The following is an 18,845-nucleotide window of genomic DNA, read 5'->3' on the forward strand; positions in this document are numbered from 1 at the left end:
TATAATTGACTGAAATCAACCGGAAACGATAGCGGCGTCGACAGCGATTGGCGACAGGCGAAAGAGGGGACAACACATGAAGATCACGATGTATTGTGGCGCGGCGAGCGGCAACGATCCGAAGTACGCGGCTGCGGCTGCGCAGCTTGGCAAGTGGATCGCCGGGCTTGACGACGGCGAGCTGGTCTATGGCGGTGGCGGCGTCGGGCTGATGGGCGTCGTGGCGCAGGCGGTGCTCGATGGCGGCGGCAAGGTCCACGGCATCATGCCGCAGATGCTCATCGACCGCAACGCCGCCGCGGAGGGTCTCACCACGATGGAGGTCGTCGACGACATGGACGAGCGCAAACGCCGCATGATGGAGCTGGGTGACGTGCTCATCGCCTTCCCGGGCGGCCCCGGCACGCTCGAGGAGATCGCGGAGGCGTTCTCGTGGGCGCGCATCGGGCTCAACGCTAAGCCCTGCGTGCTCTTCGACCTCGACGGCTACTGGCGGCCGCTCGCGCAGATGTTCGACGGCATGGTCTCGGCCGGTTTCCTCACTGCCACTGACCGCGCGAAGCTGCTGGTCACCGATTCGGTCGACGAGATCACCCGCTTCGCCGCCACCTACCAGCCCCCACAAATCCGCACCTTCCCCGAGCGCAAGTGATTGACGGATGGGCTAAGGTGCGGTGGGTGAAGTGAAGGTTTAGCCGCATACCGTTTGGCAGCTGGCGGGCAATCTGTGGGCGAGACCGTCTGCCTCCGAAACTCAAAACTCCCGGAAACTTGGTGATCCAACGTTTCCGGGAGTTTGAAATCTGGTGCGAGTAGGGGGAGTTGAACCCCCACGAGCATTCGCTCACTGCCACCTGAAGACAGCGCGTCTACCATTCCGCCATACTCGCAGACAAATAGTAAGGTTACCGTGAGGTTGCGACGAGCGCAAGAGGATGCCCGCGCTGCGTGTTGCCCAGCGCTTGGTCGCGGCCGAAAGGAACTGGTAGACCTGCGGGTGCACCCCGGTCGTCGCTGCGACCAAAAGCACGAAAATTGGCCTGGGAACGTGCTTTTGCTCGCCCTAAATTGGCGGATGCGACGAAAAGCGCGAAAATGGGGCGGGAAACGTGCTTTTGGTCGCATGCTCAATCAAATATGCAAGCAAACTCAAGGAATTCTGCTGATTCCGCTGATTTTCATCGCAGCGACCGGGAGTTGGTGAGAGATAAGCCGGAGCTATGCCAGTGCCTACGTCGAAAAGCAGAAACAGGGCGCAAGAACCTTGCTTTTGAACGCAGCGAGATGATGTGCGCGTCGAAAAGCAGAACCGTGGCGGCGAAATCCTGCTTTTGAACGCGGGACGATGGCGGATAGCGTCGAAAAGCAGAAAACATGCCCACGGAATCTGCTTTTCGACGCAGGCTCCATGGGCGTCTATGTGTGTTCGGCTGTCAGGCCCACTCGAAGTTGCCGGTACCGGCGCCGATCTCGAAGTGGCGCTTGGCGCAGCCCAGGCCGACGTGGGCGAAGAGGCCGGGCGTGGCGCACGCGCTGACATGGGGCAGCGGCTCGCCTTCGGAGGGTTCAAGGTCATCCGTTGCGCATTGGGAATTTGCTCGTTCGGCGGCAACGGCGGCTCCATGTGAATCGGTCTGGCCACTTTCTAGAGTGAAACGGAAGGGTTGCTGGCTCAGCGAGGTCGGCGCGAGCGAGGCCGCCTCGATACCACGCTGGAACCATTCGGGCGCATCGTCGAGCGTTGGGGCTTCGCCGTTCTTCCCGAGGTTCGCGGGCAATGCGCACAACGAATCGAGCGGCTTGCTGTGGTGCTTGGCGCCGGCTCGCGCCGCGTGGCCGAACGCGATGACCCACACCATGCGCTCGCCGGAATCTAGCTCCCACCAACCGTTCGAAGCGTCGTCGAGCACGGCCCACGAGCAGTCCAGCCCCAACCCAACCAATGTCAGCGCCAGCTGTTCGCCGTAGTATCCCACCTTCTCCTCGGTCGCGGCTTCGGCGGCGGGAACCGGGTCGGCGATTTCGGCGGAGTTGACGTCTGCCGGTTTCTTCTTTGGGTGCAGGTCGTAGGGCTCGTTGATCTTCGCCACTAAGGCGATGGCGTTATGCACACCGGTGAAGCGGCCGTAATGGGTCTTGTGTCCGCAGAAGGCGTCGTCGAGCCCGGCGGCCATCTGGAAGTGCAGATCGGACGCGGCGTTGCAGCGCTTGACTTCGACGGCGATATCGTTGAGCAGATTTTGGCTGACCGGTTCGTCGCTATACATGCGCACGGAATGCCGCCGCTCCATCGCCTCGTTAAGATCCATCGTGCTCCCGCCCGTCATTGGTGATCGGTTCCATCATACTGAACCGTGACGTGCGTCACGCCGTTCGTGCGCGTCTGCGCGCGCTAAATGTGACGAATTGTACACAATGCAGCAGGTGTGGATTGCGGGCCGCATGGTGGTGGCCGTTGCAGCATGGCTGCGGATGCAGAGAGGCTAGCTCAGCATGGCTGTGGATATGGTGGCCGGTTTTGTCACTGTTTCTCTAGTTTCCAGTGAGGAAACGGGATGTGCCGGGCCGTCAGATTCCGTTTCTTGACAGTATTCGTGTGATCGGTGAGGAAACGGGATGTGGCAAGCTGTTAGGTGCGGTTTCTTCACCGGGAGATGGGACTCTGCGTGGGAACCCTCGGGTCGCGTCATGTGCCAAGTCAGGCAATGCGACGAAAAGCATGAAAATCAGCCCAGAAACGTGCTTTTGGTCGCAATGAATTGGCGGATGCGACGAAAAGCACGAAAAACGGGCGATAAACGTGCTTTTGGTCGCGTTAAGGCGGCCAGATGGGGGGGGCTTGGTGCGACGCTGCCTGCGCTGCCTCAGCCCTTGGAGCCGTGGGCATAGTAGCGGGCCAGGGTCTCGTCGCGGAAGTCCTCGAAGTAGTCGCCGTCGATTGAGGCGCGGATGTCGTCCAGGAGCCGGATGAAGAAGCGCTCGTTGTGGATGGTCGCGAGCGTCGCGCCGTTGATCTCGTGGGCGCGCAGCAGGTGGTCGACGTAGGCGCGCGAGTAGTGCGTGCACGTATAGCAGTCGCAGCCCTCTTCGAGCGGCCCGAAGTCGCGCTTGTTGGCGGCGCGTTTGATGTTGTATCGGCCGTCGCGCGTGTAGATGGCGCCGTTGCGGGCGCAGCGGGCTGGGGCCACGCAGTCGAAGGTGTCGCCGCCGTTCTCCACACATGCGAAGATGTCGTCGACGGCCGCGATGCCCAAAACGTGGCGTGGCCGCGATTCCGGCATCTCGTCGCAGATCCACGCGCAGGTGTTGCCGATGACGCGCTTCTCGATCGCGCCGCCGATGCCCACGCCGTCAAAGTTGAGCGAGGCGATCTCGGAGGCCGCGCGCCGCCGCAGGTCCTCGTAGTTCGCGCCCTGCACGACGCCGTAAAGCGCCTGATACGGCTTGCCGACACGCGCCTGTGTAAGCCGCTGGTGCTCGTCGACGCAGCGACGGGCCCAACGGAACGTGCGCTCGATGGACCGCTCCTGGTAACCGCGCGTGTTCATCAGCGTCGTGAGCTCGTCGAAGGCGAACATGATGTCGGCGCCGATCTGGTGCTGGATACCCATCGAGATCTCGGCGCTGAACCGATGGCGAGACCCGTTGAGCGGCGACTTGAAGGTCACCCCGTCCTCGTCGACGAACGCCTTGCGCTCGCGGCCGGGGGCGATCACGTCGTCGGACTTCATGCCGGTGACGTCCATCGCCAGCGTCTTCTTGAACCCAGCGCCGAGCGAGAGCACCTGGAAGCCGCCGGAATCGGTGAAGGTCGGCCCGTCCCAGTTCTCGAAGCGCGCCAGCCCGCCGGCCTCGTCGATGATCGCCTCGCCGGGGCGTTCAAACAAGTGGAACGCGTTGGAAAGCAGGCATTGCGCGCCGAGCGATTTCATCGTTTCGGGCAGCACGCCCTTCATCGCCGCCTGCGTGGCGACGGGCACGAAAGCGGGGGTCTTGATGTCACCGTGCGGGGTGTGGATGACGCCGGTGCGGCCGTATCGTGCCCCACCGCGCCCCAGTCCGTCTGCGGAATCAGCAAGTCGGGTCTTCTGCTCGAAATAGAACCTGCCGCGGTCGCCGGGCTTGCCGGGTTCGGCACCGAGTGGATGCTCGAGCAGCCCGGAGGCGCTCGCTGCCAGATAGTCGGCCGTGCCGTCCTGCCGCGAGTTCACCAGAGCGAAACGGGTCGCCTCTGACGTCTCGTTGGGATAGGGTTCGGCGCCGGCTGGTTGCCCGGCGTCGCCGTTCGTCGCGGTCGGCTTGAATGCGGTGGTGAGGTCTTGGTCGTTCATATTGCTATCCATCATATTCGTTCCGTGGTATGGCCGTGGTTCCGGCGCTCGCGTCGTCCCTCGGTTTGTGCGTCCGGCGAAACCGGCCGTGGGTTCACCTTAGGCGAAGCGTGCCGGGCCGTCCGCAATGTCCGGCAATGGTTCATGGGAGTTAGTAAAGTATTGTGCCATATGGATTTTCGTGCTCAACGCGGGAGATGATGCTGGATTTTGGAACGTCCTTTCACGAAACATTCAGGAACCTTCCAGAACGGCTATCTTTACTCGTTATTAGCAGTTCACGGATGCGAGTCCGATGAGACGGCGGATGCCGGCACGGCGTGCCATCCGGAAACACGAAGGAGCAGCAATGGCTGAAGACAACAGGAGTGAGCAGAGCGGCGATCGGCCGGCTCGCTTTGAGGACGGGGCGCAGGGTGCGCCGGACGCCGTCGGGGGCCAGCCGGCGCGCGATCTCGGCGAACGCAAGGCGGACGAGGCCTCTGCCAACACCAATCCGACCACGAACATCGGTGCGGCGCCGACCGAGCCCATTGCGAAGGATGACGTGGACGACGGGCCCTATCGCCCCGCTCCGCAGTATGGCGCGTACGCTCCGTCGCAGCCGGTGCAGAACGGCGATGCCGATAACACCGACGGCACCAACGTCAACGGGATGAACGGTGATACCCAGAACCTCAGCGACTCGCAGCGCATGTCGCAGGGCATGTCGTGGAACGGCATCTTCGACGGCCTCGGCTCCGCGCCCGCGGGCAACGGCAACGGCTATGGCAACGCCGGTAGCGGTTACGGTAGCGCCGCGAACCCGGCCGACCAGAACCCCGCAGGCGAAGGCCAGGCCTCCGAAAACGGCGCTAACGGCTACGAATACCACGATGCCCCGCGGGACGGCTTCGGCGGCCAGCCTCCGTATGGCTGGGGCGACATGGGCAACGGCAACGGCACCAACGGCAACTTCAACGGCGGTAACGGCGCCAACAACCGTGGCAACGGCAGCGCCGCCACGGGCTGGCTCGCGGCCCACCGCACCGTCGTCACCGCGGTGGTGGCGGCCGTGATCTCCGCGGTGCTGGTCATGGTGGTCGGCTTCGTGGGTGTTTCCCGCGGCTGGATCAACGTTCCCGCGTCGAGCTCGATGTCGGGCATCGCCTCCAACAAGTCCGGCTCCGGCACCGCCAACGTCAAGGGTGGCCAGGCCCCCGACTGGGCGAGCGTCTCCAAGCAGGTCTCCGACTCCGTGGTCTCCATCCAGACCCAGGTGAGCCAGGGCGTGGCCAAGGGCTCCGGCGCGGTGATCGACAACCAGGGCCACATCGTCACCAACAACCACGTGATCTCCGGCGGCAAGACCATCCAGGTCACGCTCTCCAACGGGCAGATCTACAACGCCGACGTCGTGGGTGCCGACACCACCACCGATCTGGCGGTCATCAAGATCAACAACGCGCCGAGCGACCTCAAGGCCGTCTCCTTCGCCGATTCCGACAAGCTTGCGGTCGGCGAGAACGTGATGGCCGTCGGCAACCCGCTCGGCTACGACGACACCGCCACCACCGGCATCGTCTCGGCGCTCAACCGCCCCGTCTCGGTGATGGACGACAACAATTCCGAGATCGTGACCAACGCGGTGCAGATCGACGCGGCCATCAACCCCGGCAACTCCGGCGGCCCGACCTTCGACGCGGCCGGTCAGGTCATCGGCATCAACTCCTCGATCGCCTCCGCCTCCTCGGCGCAGGGCCAGTCCGGCTCCATCGGCATCGGCTTCGCGATCCCCTCCGACCTCGTCAAGCGCATCACCGACGAGATCGTGACCAAGGGCTCCGTCAAGCACGCGATGCTGGGCGTGACCATCAAGAACGCCACCGCACAATCCGACGGCATCACCCGCGGCGGCGCGCAGATCACCTCCTCCAACGGCGGGTCCGCGGTCGTCAAGGGCAGCCCGGCCGACAAGGCGGGCCTGAAGGCGGACGACACCGTCGTGGCCTTCAACGGCAAGGCGGTCGGCAGCAGCTCCGCGTTGCTTGGCTACGTGCGCGCCTCGTCCCTGGGCGACAAGGTGACCCTCACCATCGTGCGCGGCGGCCACACCATGGACGTCGACGTCACGCTCAACCAGGAGGAGACACAGGTCAAGGGCTCCAACCGCTCCGAATCGCAGAAGAAGGACGGGCAGAGCGACGGCGGCCAGAGTGACGGCGGCAATGGCTCCGGCGGTGACGGCGGCGGTCTCTTCGACCCCTTCGGCCTCTGGTAAACCGGTTCGGCCTTGGTTCGGGTCTGGCCTGAATATCGGTGAATCTGGCCAGGTCTGAACGGTCGATGAAACAAGCGAGGGCGGATTGCGGCGTGAAGCCGTGACCGCCCTCGTTCGCTTATGCAGGAGCGGCGTCGTGGACGGTCGGTTGCGTGGTTGGCCTCGCAGGTAACCGCAAATAGTATGTTTCCTTACGTTTCGTCAAAATCCTTTCGCGCGATGGCCCGGGTGCGATAACCTAGGCATATGAGTAACGACAATGAACTGCGTATCGCCGTCGTGGGCGCGGGCCCCGCGGGCGTCTATTCCTCCGATATTTTCCTTCGCCAGCTCAAGAAGACCGGCGAGGAGCTCGGCCTGCCGACCAAGGCGCGCATCGACCTTTTCGAGAAGCTGCCGGTGCCGTTCGGCCTGGTGCGCTACGGCGTCGCCCCCGACCATCCGGCCATCAAATACATCGCCGATGCGCTCGAGAAGACGCTCGACAACCCCGACATCCACCTTTACTGCGACGTGGAATTCGGCCAGGATTTGACGCTCGACGACCTGATGCCACGCTACGACGCGGTGCTTTTCGCCACGGGCGCGGTGGCCGACCGGCCGCTGACCATCCCCGGCGCGGACCTCGACGGCGTGCACGGCGCGGCGCGGTTCGTGGAATGGTACGACGGCTATCCGACCGGCGCGCGCACCTGGCCGCTCGACGCCGAGAAGGTGGCGGTGATCGGTGGCGGCAACGTGGCGATGGATGTGGCGCGCGAACTGATGCGCGACGCCGACGACCTCAAGGGCCGCACCGATATCCCCGACAACGTCTACGAGGGCATCAAGGCCAACAAGGCGCGCGAGCTGCACCTCTTCATTCGCCGCGGCGTGGCCCAGGCCAAGTTCAGTGTGCAGGAGCTGCGAGAGCTCGAGAAGCTGCCGGGCGTGCAGATCGTCATCGACGAGGATGATTTCGACCTCGACGAGGACACGATCGAGCAGGCCGGCAAGGACAAGCTCACCCGCCAGATGGTCGAGGAGCTCTTCGCCATCCGCGAGATGGCCGAGGACATGGAGGACGACGGCGGCGTCGACTTCGAGGGTAATCCCGCTCCGAAGAAATACATCATGCACTTCAACTCCGCGCCCAGCGAGGTGCTGGGGGCCGATGGCAAGGTGACCGGCCTGCACGTGGAGCGCACCGAGACCGGCGCCGACGGCGTGATGCGCCACACCGGCGAATTCACCGACTATCCCGTCGGGGCCGTCTACCACGCCATCGGCTACAAGCCGGCGAGCGTGCCGGGCGTGGCCTACGACGAGCAGCGCAGCGTGCTGGCCAACGAGGAGGGGCGCATCCTCGCCGAGCCCGCGCTCACCGCCGAGACCGGCAAGAGCACCGTTCGCCCGCGGCTCTACGCCACCGGCTGGGCCAAGCGCGGCCCGGTGGGGCTCATCGGCTCCACCAAGTCCGACGCGCTGCTGATCGTCGGCAACATGCTGCAGGACTTCGCCGCCGACGGCAAGGGCGGCTGCGTGGCCACCGACCGCGATCCCGAATCCATCGACCGGCTGCTCGCCTCGCGCGGCGTGAAGCCCATCGACTTCGCCGGCTGGAAGAAGGTCGACGCCTACGAACGTGCCGAGGGCGCCAAGGAAGGCCGCGAGCACAAGAAGGTCATCGATCCCGACCAGATGCGCAGCCTCGCGCTCGGCTGAGGCGGGGCGAAGGCTCACGCCGCTGGTGTAAGGCGGTTGGTGCCTGACGCTTGACGGCGCTGAGTTCCCGTTCGGGGCTCGGCGCCGTTTCGCATGTTTGACCCATGTTTGGGTAGTGGAATCCCGGCAATGCGATGAAAATCAGGGCTTCGTATACATTTTGCTGAGTTTGCTCGCATGTTCAATTGAGCATGCGAGCAAACTCAGGGTTTCTGTCCCATTCTCTTGATTCTCATCGCAACCTTTATTTGGTTCTATGTTGAAGTGCAGCCTTACATTTTTTGGAGTCGGCCCAAAAATGTAAGCGGCGAAAAATCGTGGTAGAGCAAAAATACGTTGGAATTCCGCGGTTTTTAGCCCATGGCGAATGTTCGATTACGTGCGTTTGGCTTACATTTTTTCGGGCTCGCCAAAAAATGTAAGCCAGGGTTTATCGCCGCACCAATTTTTCGTTGATTTTGCGGGCGTCGAACTTGTTGCGGGCGATGATGAGCACCCAGATCGCGGCGTAGATGGCGACGAACACCACGAACACCACGGGCATCGAGACATTCCAGCCATTGGCCAGGATCCAGATGACGACGAGGGCGAACGTCAGCGCGCAGTGGGCGATGTAGTTGGGCAGGCGGCCGTTGCCCAGCAGGAAGGTGAGTTCGCCGATCAGCGCGGTCATCACGAAGAAGGTGGCGACGCTCATCGTGGTGACGGGAATCCAGCCCGGCGAGACCGCCTCCACGAGCAGGAAGAAGAAGGAGCCGAGCCCAAGGCCGACGACCGCGTTGCGGATGACGGCCCGCAGGAGCCCGGACGGTCGGGTCGGTTCGCCGCCGCGCTCTGCGTTGACAACGGGAAATTCGTGCTGGCTCATCTCATACTCCTAACGCTTGCTTCAGCCCGGCGACGTATCGGCGGCTCACGGTCTCGTCGACGCCACCGGTGAGTTTGGCGGTCATGTTGCCGGAATAGCTGGCCTCCAGCGATTGCAGGTGGCGGAGGTTGATGGCGACCTGCTTCGAGATTTGCATGAAATCGGACGATGGCAGCGACTCGAGGAAACGCTGCAACCGGTCTTTGGTGACCAGGGAATGGGCCGGCGACCCGGCTGAGGCGGCGAGGCGGACGACCAGCGAGTTGCCGTGCACCTCGACGGCGATGACGGCGTTCTTGCGCACGATCTCGAGGCGGTCGCCGGTGTCGATGGAGATGGTCTGGGAGGCGCGCCGGCCCAGGGTTTCCGCGGCTTTCATCACGCCGATAGCGTCAGCGGTGGGCGCCGCCGCCTCGACGACGATATTGATCTCGCCGTCCTCAAGTTCGGGATTCGCCCGGAACGTGATCCTCATGCCTCGCGCCTCCTTTCCGCGCTTGTTTTGCCCGTCTGGTCGTCTCGATTGTATCGCCGGCCACGGGAGCGCCGGCGGCGGCAATCATGCCCGTCGGACGCTCGCCGCTGTGGATTTCCCAGTCGATGGTGTACTCATCGTGCGCTCGCCGCACTTGTCTTGTCCACCCGGATGGCGGCGGTAACGGCACGGTGCCGGTGGAAGCCCAGGGCTGAGACGCTGCGCGCGAGCATGCGGGCGGCCCAGATGGCCACCGCGATCAGCACGGTGGTGGTGACCAGCAGCGCGATCTCCTCGGGCGCCGAAGTCGGCTGGGAGGCGTGGGGCAGCGTATAGCCGATGCCCATGTCGCCGCGGAATCGCGTGGCGACCGCTCCGGCGTGGGGGAGCGGGGCCGCGAAGGCCGAGTCCATGGCCCCGTCCATCAGCAGGCGGCGGAAGAGCGAGGACGTGTAGGCGCCCGGCCAGAGCTGGATGAGGCGTCGAGCGAACTCCGGCATCGCGCTGACGGGCAGGTAGACGCCGGCGAGGAAACCCGCGGCCGTGCCGATGAGGGTGTTGAGGGCGGTGTTGGCGCTTTGCGAGCGGATGCCGGCGACGATGGCGTAGGAGAGCACCGAGCTGACGGTGGCGTTGAGCGCCATCATCGCCAGCAGGCCGAGGTCGGTCGCGGGGTCGCCGAGCGGCACGCTGATGCGGTCGACGGGGACGAAGTAGGCCAGCATGACGGCGAAGACCACGATTTGCATCGCGAACCCGACGATGACGCTGCTCAGCAGGTAGCCGGCCACGATGCGCCAGCGCGAGTGGAGAGCCATGCGGAAGTCCACGTCGAGGCCGTTCTCGCGGTCGCCGACCATCTGGCCCATCATCGCCAGCGGCGTGGTGAGCCCGGTGATCGACAGCACGCCGCCCATCAGCCAGTTGTCGAGCAGGGTGTTGACGGTGCCGGCGTCGAGGCCGCTGCCGCCCCAGCTGCCGCTGACGGTCTGGCGCAGGAAGACGACGTAGAGGCCGAAGGCGATGAGCGCGCCCAGCAGGGAGAGGAACGCGTGGGCGTGGTTGCGGAAGAAGAGTCTGAGATTTCGCTGCGATAGGGCGAGCATAAGGGTCCTTTACTTGATGGTGGCTCACATTTTTTGAGGCGCTCGAAAAAATGTGAGTCGTGGGAATTTTTCGTGATGGCGGAAATCGTTGGAATTCCGCGGGTTTTAGCTCTGAGCAGATGTTCGATGATGTGCGTTTGACTCACTTTTTTTGGCGAGCCTCAAAAAATGTGAGTCGCCTATTTTGTTAGCTCAAGGAAAACGTCGTTCATCGTCCCCGGCCGGCACTCGAAATCGGCGACGAACGGCCGCGCCGCGTCGATGACGCCAAGGCATGCGTCGGCGTCCGGCAGCGAGAGATTGATATGGCTGAGGTCGGTGGTATTGCCGGTGCCCGGTGTGGGGACGTTCGCGGCGAGCGTTGGAACCACGGTCGCCGAGGAATCATTGGAACGATCGAAATCGCTGGAATCGCCGGAATCCACGGTGCCGTTCTTAGTGGCTGCCATGCTGGGAGCGGAGGCGCACGCGGCATCGATTGCCGTGCCGGGGATGGCGGCGTGACGCATGGCGCCGGAATCCATATCGCGCATCTGCTCCGCCGCCAATCGGCCGTCACCACGTTCGGCAAGGTGCCGGCGGATGGCGCTCGCGGCCTCCTGCCCAGTGCCGGGCCTGAGCGTGAGATTGAGCTGGTAATCGGCGTATCTGCCGATGAGTTCCTCCGCCGAACCGGAGGCCTTGATGCGCCCGTGGTCGATCAGATAGACCTGCCCGGCGTGCTCGGCCTCCTCGAGGTAGTGGGTGGTGAGCAGGATCGAGAGCCCGTTCTCGCCGCGCAGCCGGTTCATCAGCGACCAGAGCGCGTTGCGGGTGCCGATGTCGAGCCCGGTGGTCGGCTCGTCGAGCACGAGCAGGTCGGGATCGTTGATGAGCGCCCGCGCGATGTCGACCGACCGGCGCTGCCCGCCCGAAAGCGATCCGTAGCGCTGGCCGGCGAAGTCCTTGGCGCTCACGAGCTCGATGACCTCGTCGACGCGATGCCGCGGCAGGCCCCGGTAGAGCCGTGCCCGGGTCTCGAGGTTCTCGCGGGCGGTGAGCAGCGGATCGAGCACGCTCTGCTGGAACACGACGCCGATGGCGGGTCTGCGGGTGTGGCCGTCGCTGTGGCCGCGGCGGAGGACGTGACCGTGACCGTTGTCGCGCGCAATGTCGGGGAATTCGATCGACCCGGCGTCCGGTTCGGCGATGCCGATGAGCATCGATATCGTGGTGGATTTGCCCGCGCCGTTGTGGCCGATGACGGCGGTCAGCGACCCGCGCTCTATGTCGAGCGAGACGTCGTGGACGGCTTCGTGGCTTCCATAGAATTTCATCAGGTGACTGGCATGGAGCAATGTCGGCATGGTTGTCGTCCTTCGTACTGGTGTCGGATTGTTCTGGCGCAAGCCCGTTGCCGCAGGCTTGCCGATGACTCGATTGTGCCGCCGTCCGCGCCGGCGAGAAAGCCGAGGTCGACAACCGGTGCGGGCCGGCCGGCAACCGGTCGAATGTCGCCGATGACCGGAGGCGGCGCGCTTGCGGTTGGGAGGCAGCGACTGATGATAATGTGTTTGCGATTGAGAAGATGGCGACTGGCGGTGACGCGCTTGTAGTTGGAGCGGCGGCGACCGGAAGCGGCACAGTGGCGGTTGCTTTGGTCGACCATGCGATGAACATTAGGGCTCCGCACGGTTTTGCTGAGTTTCATCGCATGCCAGATTGAGGATGCGAGCAAACTCAGGGTTTTCGGCCCGTTTCCCTGATTTTCATCGCATCGTCGATTGGAAGGCAGTGGCGGGCCAGTTGAGGATCCGTGGCGCATCGGCTAGGAACGTGACGCATCGGCTGGGAAGCCATGGCGCGTTGGCTGGGAAAGTCGTGGTGCATCGGCTGGAGAAGCCGTGACTTGCTGTTGGCAGGTTGTGGCGAGTCGGTTGGTGCCGCTTGGGGTTTGCGCCGAACGGGCGCGCTCGCGGCTGTGTGCTAGACTCTTCACTTGCGTGCGCTTGCGAATGCGGGCGCTGTGCTGCGGATGTAGTTCATCGGTAGAATGGAAGCTTCCCAAGCTTCAGAGGCGGGTTCGACTCCCGTCATCCGCTCTTTCCAATCCTGATTAATCCGTTCGAACTCTTGCTTTCCGATGTTTTAGATATGGGAACGAAGCAAGAAAATCGCCACGTGGTCGATACGTCATATGCGGCTGTCGCTTGGTAACTGCCTTTGACTTTACTGATTGTCCGCTCGTCCATTACCGATTGACCGTCGTGCGGAGACATGAAAAAGACCCATCCTTCGGCGATTGTCGTGGATGGGTCTTTGCGTCAATACCGCATTTCGCGGATTGGTCGGTCGCCTGTCTCAGAGGCGATCGGGGCCTAGGGCGTGGTGGCAGGGAGACATGGAATCGTTCCTGTTGCCCATGATCATGAACGCGCACACGATGGCGACGAGCAGCAGCAGGAATCCGCACAGCGGGAGAATGCCCCTGACCGGCGTCTTCGCCTCGCTCACGGCCTGCAGGCCGGTGCAGCTGTCGGTCGTGAGCTCCACCGATTGGTTCCGGGAAGTGGAGACCGTGCAGCTGTCGTTGCGCGAATCGGGCCGCTCCAGCTTCTGGTCGCCGGTCTGCGGATCCGGGGCCGGTGATGGCGCGGGGCTTGGGGCCGGCGTCTGGGTCTGGCCGTCGCTGCCGTTGGTCGTGTTGTCCGGAGTGCCCGTGTTCGTGTCCGCATCCGAGTCCACATCGCCGGGCTGCGCGCTGTCGCCTTCCGTGCCCTGCGTCTGCACGGCCGGTGCGATCTGTGCCGCCTTGGCGACCTGCGTGGCTTGCGCGGCGCCCCCGAAGTAGGGTTGCTCGGCCGCGCTGGCCGATGAGAATGCCGGTGTCGCCAGCATGGCCAGGCCCGCGAACGCGGCGGCGAGTGCCTTGATGACTTCCTTCATTGTTCTCCCCACATGTCAAACCACCGTGGCCGCGCGGTCTTTAGCCGACGCAAAGCCACGAAAAGTAAATATGTTGCAATACTAACGTGTTTTTGCGTTGATTGTGTGTCGACGTGCGGCGCGCTTCGGGCGGGGTTTCGCCCGCTTTTGAAGGGGAGCCGTGGCCTTTACCCTTCGAGTGTCAACATTGCCGTCTTTTGCGCTTTTTCGTCGGTTAATTACGACATATATCGTTTGAAAGCAAGTGTTTTCAGGCGCTTGACGATGAAAATGCCATGTTTTTGTCCATCGCTTGATGCCCGTAGGTGGTTTCTTTGTGTTTTTGCCCTTTGGTTTTACGGTTTCGTGGTTTTTACGGGCTGTGGACTTTTCTTTTTTCGAACAATATGTCATGTTATAAAATACGCTAAAAGCGTAAAACGTGATATGCTCCCTGTGCTTTCATGCCGTATCGGCGCATGAACGCGTAGCGTCCGGCCCTTTCCGTCGCTGCAGCCGAACGTGATTTGCCCCTTGCTTTTCAGCATGCCGAGAGATAAACTATCAACGTATCTTTACGCCGTGTATCGGTGGCCTGTGTCGCCGGTGGGTTAACAAGGCGTGACCACTTGCTTGGCCGCGCATCTTGTGTGGCCCGGCATCTACACGCGCAAGGAGAATCATGCGGGTCATCGCAAAAATCGCCGGGCTATGTCGCCAGGTACCTATGCTTCCCATCACCATCGTGGCCGTGCTGCCGGTGGCGTTGCTATGGAACTATCGCCCTTGGAACCCCTTGGGCAGCTGGAGCGAATCACCGTGGCCGCTGGACCCGTCGGTCGGCCAGATCGTCGTGGTGCTGCTGGTCGCTTATTCCGTCATCGACTCGATCAGGGGCATGGTCGCCTCGCTCAAGGAGGGCCACGTCGGCATCGATGTGCTTGCGATACTGGCGCTGCTTTCCACGCTGTGGGTGCAGGAATACTGGGCCGCCTGGGCCGTGGTGCTCATGATCTGGTCGGGGGAGGCCATCGAGCGGTTCGCGCAGACCAAGGCCGAGGGCAACCTGAGCGCGCTGGTCGCCGCCGCCCCGCAGATGGCGCACGTCTCGGACCTGCCGGGCGTGCGGGCTGGAGAATTCGGCGATACCGTGCAAGCCGCTGGAAGCGCCGAGGCCTCCGATGGCGGTGATGATGAGGCAAGCCATGCCCGCCGCGACGAAGACGAAAGCAATACTCATGGTGGCAATGACGCAGGCGAAAAATCTGGGAATGCCGATTTCTCCGATAGGCCAGCCAACCTTGACGTTTCGAATACCTCTGGTGTTCCGAGCAACCCTGACGGTTCCGGCGGTTCCGACGGTTTCGATGATTCGGATACCCTCAATGATGCAGATGATTCCGAGGCTTCCGATGCCTTCAATGCTTCCGGGGCTTCCAACGATTCCAATACCTCTAATGCCTCCAACGCCTCCGGCGAAGCGCGGCTCGCATTGCTGTTCGCCGGTACCGACAAGCGCCTGGCCGACGGCTTCCGCGCAACGCTGCCGCCGACCCTGCCTCGTGCGGACGCGCGCGCTCTGGGCGATAACCTCTGCATGGTCGACGCCGACGACTGCACCTGCGAGCTCGCCTCGGTGGCCAGGGACGGCGGTGCGCACGGCGTCGGGAATAACGGTGCCGATTCCCGGAATCAAAAGAGGTCGCGCAAGGCAAGCCCGCTTCGCGCCGGTTCGTTGGGCCGCCACACCTTCGTCGGTGGCTCGTTGGCCAGGGCCTCGCAGGCCTCGCGAACCATGGAGCCCCAGGCCTCGCGCGACGCGCATTTCCACACTGTCCCCGTCGACCAGGTGAGGCTCGGCGACGTGTTGGTGGTGCTGCCCGGCGAGACGGTGCCGGTGGACGGCAAGCTGCTGAGTGGCACGGCCACGCTCGACCTGAGCGCCATCAACGGCGAGCCCCTGCCGCGCACCGTGTTCGCCGGCGCCCGCGTCATGTCGGGAGCGGTCAACGGCTCCACCATGGTGATGATTCGCGCCACGCAGCTGGCCGGCGACTCGCAGTACCAGCGCACCATGCAGCTCGTCGATTCCGCGCGGTCCTCGCGCGCGCCGGTGGTCAAGACCGCCGACGTGCTCGCCGTGCCCTTCACGATCATCTCCCTGATCATCGGCATCGCCGCATGGGTCGTTTCCGGCACCCCGGAACGCTTCGCGCAGGTGCTCGTGCTGGCCACGCCCTGCCCGCTGCTCATCGCCGCGCCGGTGGCCTACATGGCCGGCACCGGGCGGCTCGCAAAGGCCGGCATCCTCGCCAAGACGCAGGAGGTGCTCGAGAATCTTGGCAAGGTCTCGCACGTCTTCTTCGACAAGACGGGCACGCTGACGGTCACCCGGCCGCAGGTCGTGCGCGTGGACGTGCCGGACGGGGCGCGCGAGAGCCTGCCGGAAGCGCTGGGGCTGGAATCGGACGCACATGAACCTGCCTCATCGGCGCGACTCGAGGCCACCATCCTGGAGCTGGCCGCGGTCGTGGAGACGTATTCGGTCCATATCCTCGCGCAAGGCATCGTCGCCGCCGGGGCCGCCGCGTCGAAGAAGCTGCACGACGGCCACACGGCTTTCCCGGTGGTCAAGGACGTTGACGAGAATGCCGGCAACGGCGTGCAGGGCACGGTTGAAGGCCATACCGTACGCGTGGGCCGGCTCGGCTATGCGCTGGAAGGCCACAGCGATGACGTTGCGGGCGTTGGCGCCGGCGCCTCCGATTTGGCCTCCACGCGCTCGCAGAAGGCCGACGGCAATGGTCACCGTCACGGCGTCGGCATCGATGCGCACCGGACCAGTGCGCCCGCGGCTGGTGATGCTCGACTGATCGATGGTGTCGGTTCTGCGGCCGCGGGCGATACCGACGTCTCTGCCGCCGATTCTGCCGACGCACTGTTCCCGGCCTCGCGGTTCAAGGCTCGCGCCGCCGACGAGATGGCCGCTTATGTGGCGGTCGATGGCGTTCTCGCCGCCCGCATCGTGCTGCGTGACGTGCCGCGCGGCAACGCCCGCGAATCGTTGCGGCGCCTGCGTTCCATGGGGGTCGACGAGGTGACGATGGTGACCGGCGACTCCCGCGATTCCGCCGAGGTGATCGCCGCCGAGGTGGGCATCGACGACGTCCGCGCCGACCTGCTGCCGCAAGACAAGGTCGCCGCGGTCAAGGAGGCCTCGCACGAGACGTTGCGGCGTCCGGCGAAGGTCGAGACGTTCCTCGACGCGCTATCCGGCCAGCCCAGGCCGCGCCCGATCTCGGTGATGGTGGGCGACGGCGTCAACGACGCGCCGGTTCTGGCGGCCGCCGACATCGGCATCGCGATGACCGACGGCACCTCCACCGCCGCCTCGCAGACCGCCCAGGTGGTCATCATGAACGACGACATCGCCGACGTGCCACGCGCCATCGCCATCGCCCGCCAGACCAAGCGCACCATGCTGCAGGCCGTGGTCACCGGCCTCGGGCTGGCGCTGGTCTGCATGGTCGCCGCCGCGTTCGACCTCATTCCCGTGGTCGTCGGCGCGTTCATGCAGGAGGGCATCGACGTCGTCTCGATCCTCTGGGCGCTCACCGCGCTGAGGGAACGCGACGGCCAATAGCCGCATCCAGTAGTCGCATAAATAAGTAGACAATAAGGAGTGCCCGAGTCGCGTCGGTTTCGGCCAAGGTGACCGTTGCGATACTGGCAATTGGTATTGGTATCGCAGTCATCTTGGCCTCGGCCGTGCTGAGGTGTGGTCGGCGATGCCGTCAGCCTCGGTTTCGTTGATGCCTTGCCGATTCATGCCAGTGCCGAAGGTCCCGGCGATTCCGTCGCCAACGCCTTCGCCGGCAACGATGCGAATAGTGGCCCCGGAATCGCCCGCGGTCATGGTGGCACTCATAATGGAGACATGACCATTGCTACCCCGGAACGTTATGCGCAGATGTTGGATTCGGCTCGACGCGGCGGTTACGCCTACCCCGCGATCAACGTGACGAGCACGCAGACGCTCAACGCCGCGCTGCAGGGCTTCGCCGAGGCAGATTCAGACGGCATCATCCAGGTGTCGGTCGGCGGCGCCTCCTATTTTTCCGGCAGCCGCGTCAACGACCGCGTGGTCGGCTCGCTCGCCTTCGCCGCCTTCGCGCACGAGGTGGCGGCGCGCTACCCCCATATCTCCATCGCGCTGCACACCGACCATTGCGCCAAGCCGTACCTCGACAGCTGGGTGGTCCCGCTGCTGGTGCGCGAGGCCGAGCAGGTGGCGCATGGCGAGGATCCGGCGTTCCAGTCGCATATGTGGGACGGCTCCACGGTGCCGCTGGGCGAGAACCTTGACATCGCCTCGAAGCTTCTGGAACGTTCCGCCGCGGCGCGCACCGTGCTCGAGATCGAGATCGGCGCGGTCGGTGGCGAGGAGGACGGCCACCGCGCCGGCGTCGACGCCAAGCTCTATTCCACGCCCGCCGACGGCCTCGAGGTCGCGCGCAGGCTTGGGCTGGGCGAGCGCGGTGCCTACATGGCCGCGTTCACCTTCGGCAACGTGCACGGCGCCTACAAGCCCGGCGTGGTGAAGCTGCGCCCGAGGCTGCTGCAGGAGATCCAGCACGAGGTGGCGGACGCCGTGCGCGACGGTTCGCTGGGCGGCGGCTCGGTTTCCGGCAACGGCGACAATGCCAGCGCCCCGGATTTCCCCGACAACAAGCCGTTCGCGCTGGTGTTCCACGGCGGTTCCGGCTCCACCCGCGAGGAGATCGCGGAGGCGGTGCGCTACGGCGTGGTGAAGATGAACATCGACACCGACACGCAGTACGCCTTCACCCGCGCCATCGCCGGCCACATGTTCCGCCATTACGATTCCGTGCTCAAAGTCGACGGCGAGGTGGGCGAGAAGAAGTACTACGACCCGCGCTCGTGGGGCCGCGAGGGTGAGGACGCCATGGCCAGGCGCGTCGTCGAGGCCTGCGTCGAGCTTGGCAGCGCCGGCAAGGCCCTCAAGTAGTTCGGCTTCCGCCTCCGTGCGGCGGTTGATGCGCGTTGCGTGGATCGCTGCCTTGGGCATTAAGTAGGTGCATCGGGCGTTCAATGGATAAACGCGACCTAGCGGCGTACAAGGTCCTGTTTCTCCACAATAGGGCATATGCGAGTGGAGAAACGGGTTCTGGTGGCA

The 18,845-nt window shown here is 64.1% G+C and carries 13 protein-coding genes and 2 tRNA genes; 6 read left to right on the plus strand and 9 right to left on the minus strand.

The window, feature by feature from the left end:
• Positions 1-76 precede the first annotated feature (76 nt).
• Entirely contained in the window at positions 77-652 is a 576-nt protein-coding gene (locus PT282_RS00525; protein WP_277167645.1) for a TIGR00730 family Rossman fold protein, read from the plus strand.
• A 152-nt stretch (positions 653-804) separates the two neighbouring features.
• On the opposite strand, the gene PT282_RS00530 is transcribed toward PT282_RS00525, so the two are convergent.
• The 3 genes from PT282_RS00530 to tgt all read right to left on the minus strand — a co-directional run bounded on the left by PT282_RS00530 (position 805) and on the right by tgt (position 4,331).
• Positions 805-890: transfer RNA gene (locus PT282_RS00530), tRNA-Leu, on the minus strand.
• Positions 891-1,433: 543 nt separating this feature from the next.
• Positions 1,434-2,309: a nitroreductase family protein gene (locus PT282_RS00535; protein ID WP_277167647.1), complete on the minus strand. Its 876-nt coding sequence runs from the start codon at positions 2,307-2,309 to the stop codon at positions 1,434-1,436.
• Between the two features lie 555 nt (positions 2,310-2,864).
• Positions 2,865-4,331: a tRNA guanosine(34) transglycosylase Tgt gene (gene tgt / locus PT282_RS00540; RefSeq protein ID WP_277167648.1), complete on the minus strand. Its 1,467-nt coding sequence runs from the start codon at positions 4,329-4,331 to the stop codon at positions 2,865-2,867.
• A 349-nt stretch (positions 4,332-4,680) separates the two neighbouring features.
• Between tgt and PT282_RS00545 the strand changes: the two genes are divergently transcribed.
• Positions 4,681-6,591, plus strand: coding sequence for a S1C family serine protease (locus PT282_RS00545; protein ID WP_277167649.1), 1,911 nt, complete (start codon positions 4,681-4,683; stop codon positions 6,589-6,591).
• A 246-nt stretch (positions 6,592-6,837) separates the two neighbouring features.
• The gene (locus PT282_RS00550; protein WP_277167650.1) at positions 6,838-8,295 is read left to right on the plus strand and encodes an FAD-dependent oxidoreductase; all 1,458 of its coding nucleotides are present in this window, start codon (positions 6,838-6,840) and stop codon (positions 8,293-8,295) included.
• A 430-nt stretch (positions 8,296-8,725) separates the two neighbouring features.
• Here the strand turns inward: PT282_RS00550 and PT282_RS00555 are convergent, their stop codons facing one another.
• From PT282_RS00555 to PT282_RS00570, 4 genes are all read right to left on the minus strand, one after another.
• Positions 8,726-9,163, minus strand: a complete 438-nt coding sequence (locus PT282_RS00555; protein ID WP_277167651.1) for a DUF3021 domain-containing protein — start codon at positions 9,161-9,163, stop codon at positions 8,726-8,728.
• Between the two features lies 1 nt (position 9,164).
• Positions 9,165-9,638, minus strand: a complete 474-nt coding sequence (locus tag PT282_RS00560; protein ID WP_277167652.1) for a LytTR family DNA-binding domain-containing protein — start codon at positions 9,636-9,638, stop codon at positions 9,165-9,167.
• A 134-nt stretch (positions 9,639-9,772) separates the two neighbouring features.
• Positions 9,773-10,744, minus strand: coding sequence for an ABC transporter permease (locus tag PT282_RS00565; RefSeq protein ID WP_277167654.1), 972 nt, complete (start codon positions 10,742-10,744; stop codon positions 9,773-9,775).
• A gap of 179 nt (positions 10,745-10,923) precedes the next feature.
• Entirely contained in the window at positions 10,924-12,090 is a 1,167-nt protein-coding gene (locus tag PT282_RS00570; RefSeq protein ID WP_277167656.1) for an ABC transporter ATP-binding protein, read from the minus strand.
• Between the two features lie 664 nt (positions 12,091-12,754).
• Between PT282_RS00570 and PT282_RS00575 the strand changes: the two genes are divergently transcribed.
• Positions 12,755-12,825, plus strand: a tRNA-Gly gene (locus PT282_RS00575).
• A 259-nt stretch (positions 12,826-13,084) separates the two neighbouring features.
• Here PT282_RS00575 and PT282_RS00580 read toward each other — a convergent pair.
• Positions 13,085-13,669, minus strand: coding sequence for a hypothetical protein (locus PT282_RS00580; RefSeq protein WP_277167657.1), 585 nt, complete (start codon positions 13,667-13,669; stop codon positions 13,085-13,087).
• A gap of 661 nt (positions 13,670-14,330) precedes the next feature.
• Between PT282_RS00580 and PT282_RS00585 the strand changes: the two genes are divergently transcribed.
• Positions 14,331-17,291 (plus strand): HAD-IC family P-type ATPase, encoded by a 2,961-nt coding sequence (locus PT282_RS00585; protein WP_277167659.1) that lies wholly within the window; start codon positions 14,331-14,333, stop codon positions 17,289-17,291.
• Positions 17,292-17,399: 108 nt separating this feature from the next.
• Here the strand turns inward: PT282_RS00585 and PT282_RS00590 are convergent, their stop codons facing one another.
• Complete coding sequence (locus PT282_RS00590) at positions 17,400-17,576, minus strand: hypothetical protein (RefSeq protein WP_277167660.1); 177 nt, start codon at positions 17,574-17,576, stop codon at positions 17,400-17,402.
• Positions 17,577-17,585: 9 nt separating this feature from the next.
• On the opposite strand from PT282_RS00590, the gene fbaA reads away from it, so the two are divergent.
• A complete protein-coding gene (gene fbaA, locus PT282_RS00595; protein WP_277167661.1) occupies positions 17,586-18,677 on the plus strand; it encodes a class II fructose-bisphosphate aldolase in 1,092 nt (363 codons plus the stop codon).
• Positions 18,678-18,845: the final 168 nt, after the last annotated feature.

This window comes from Bifidobacterium sp. ESL0763, assembly GCF_029433395.1.
Taxonomy (GTDB): domain Bacteria; phylum Actinomycetota; class Actinomycetes; order Actinomycetales; family Bifidobacteriaceae; genus Bifidobacterium.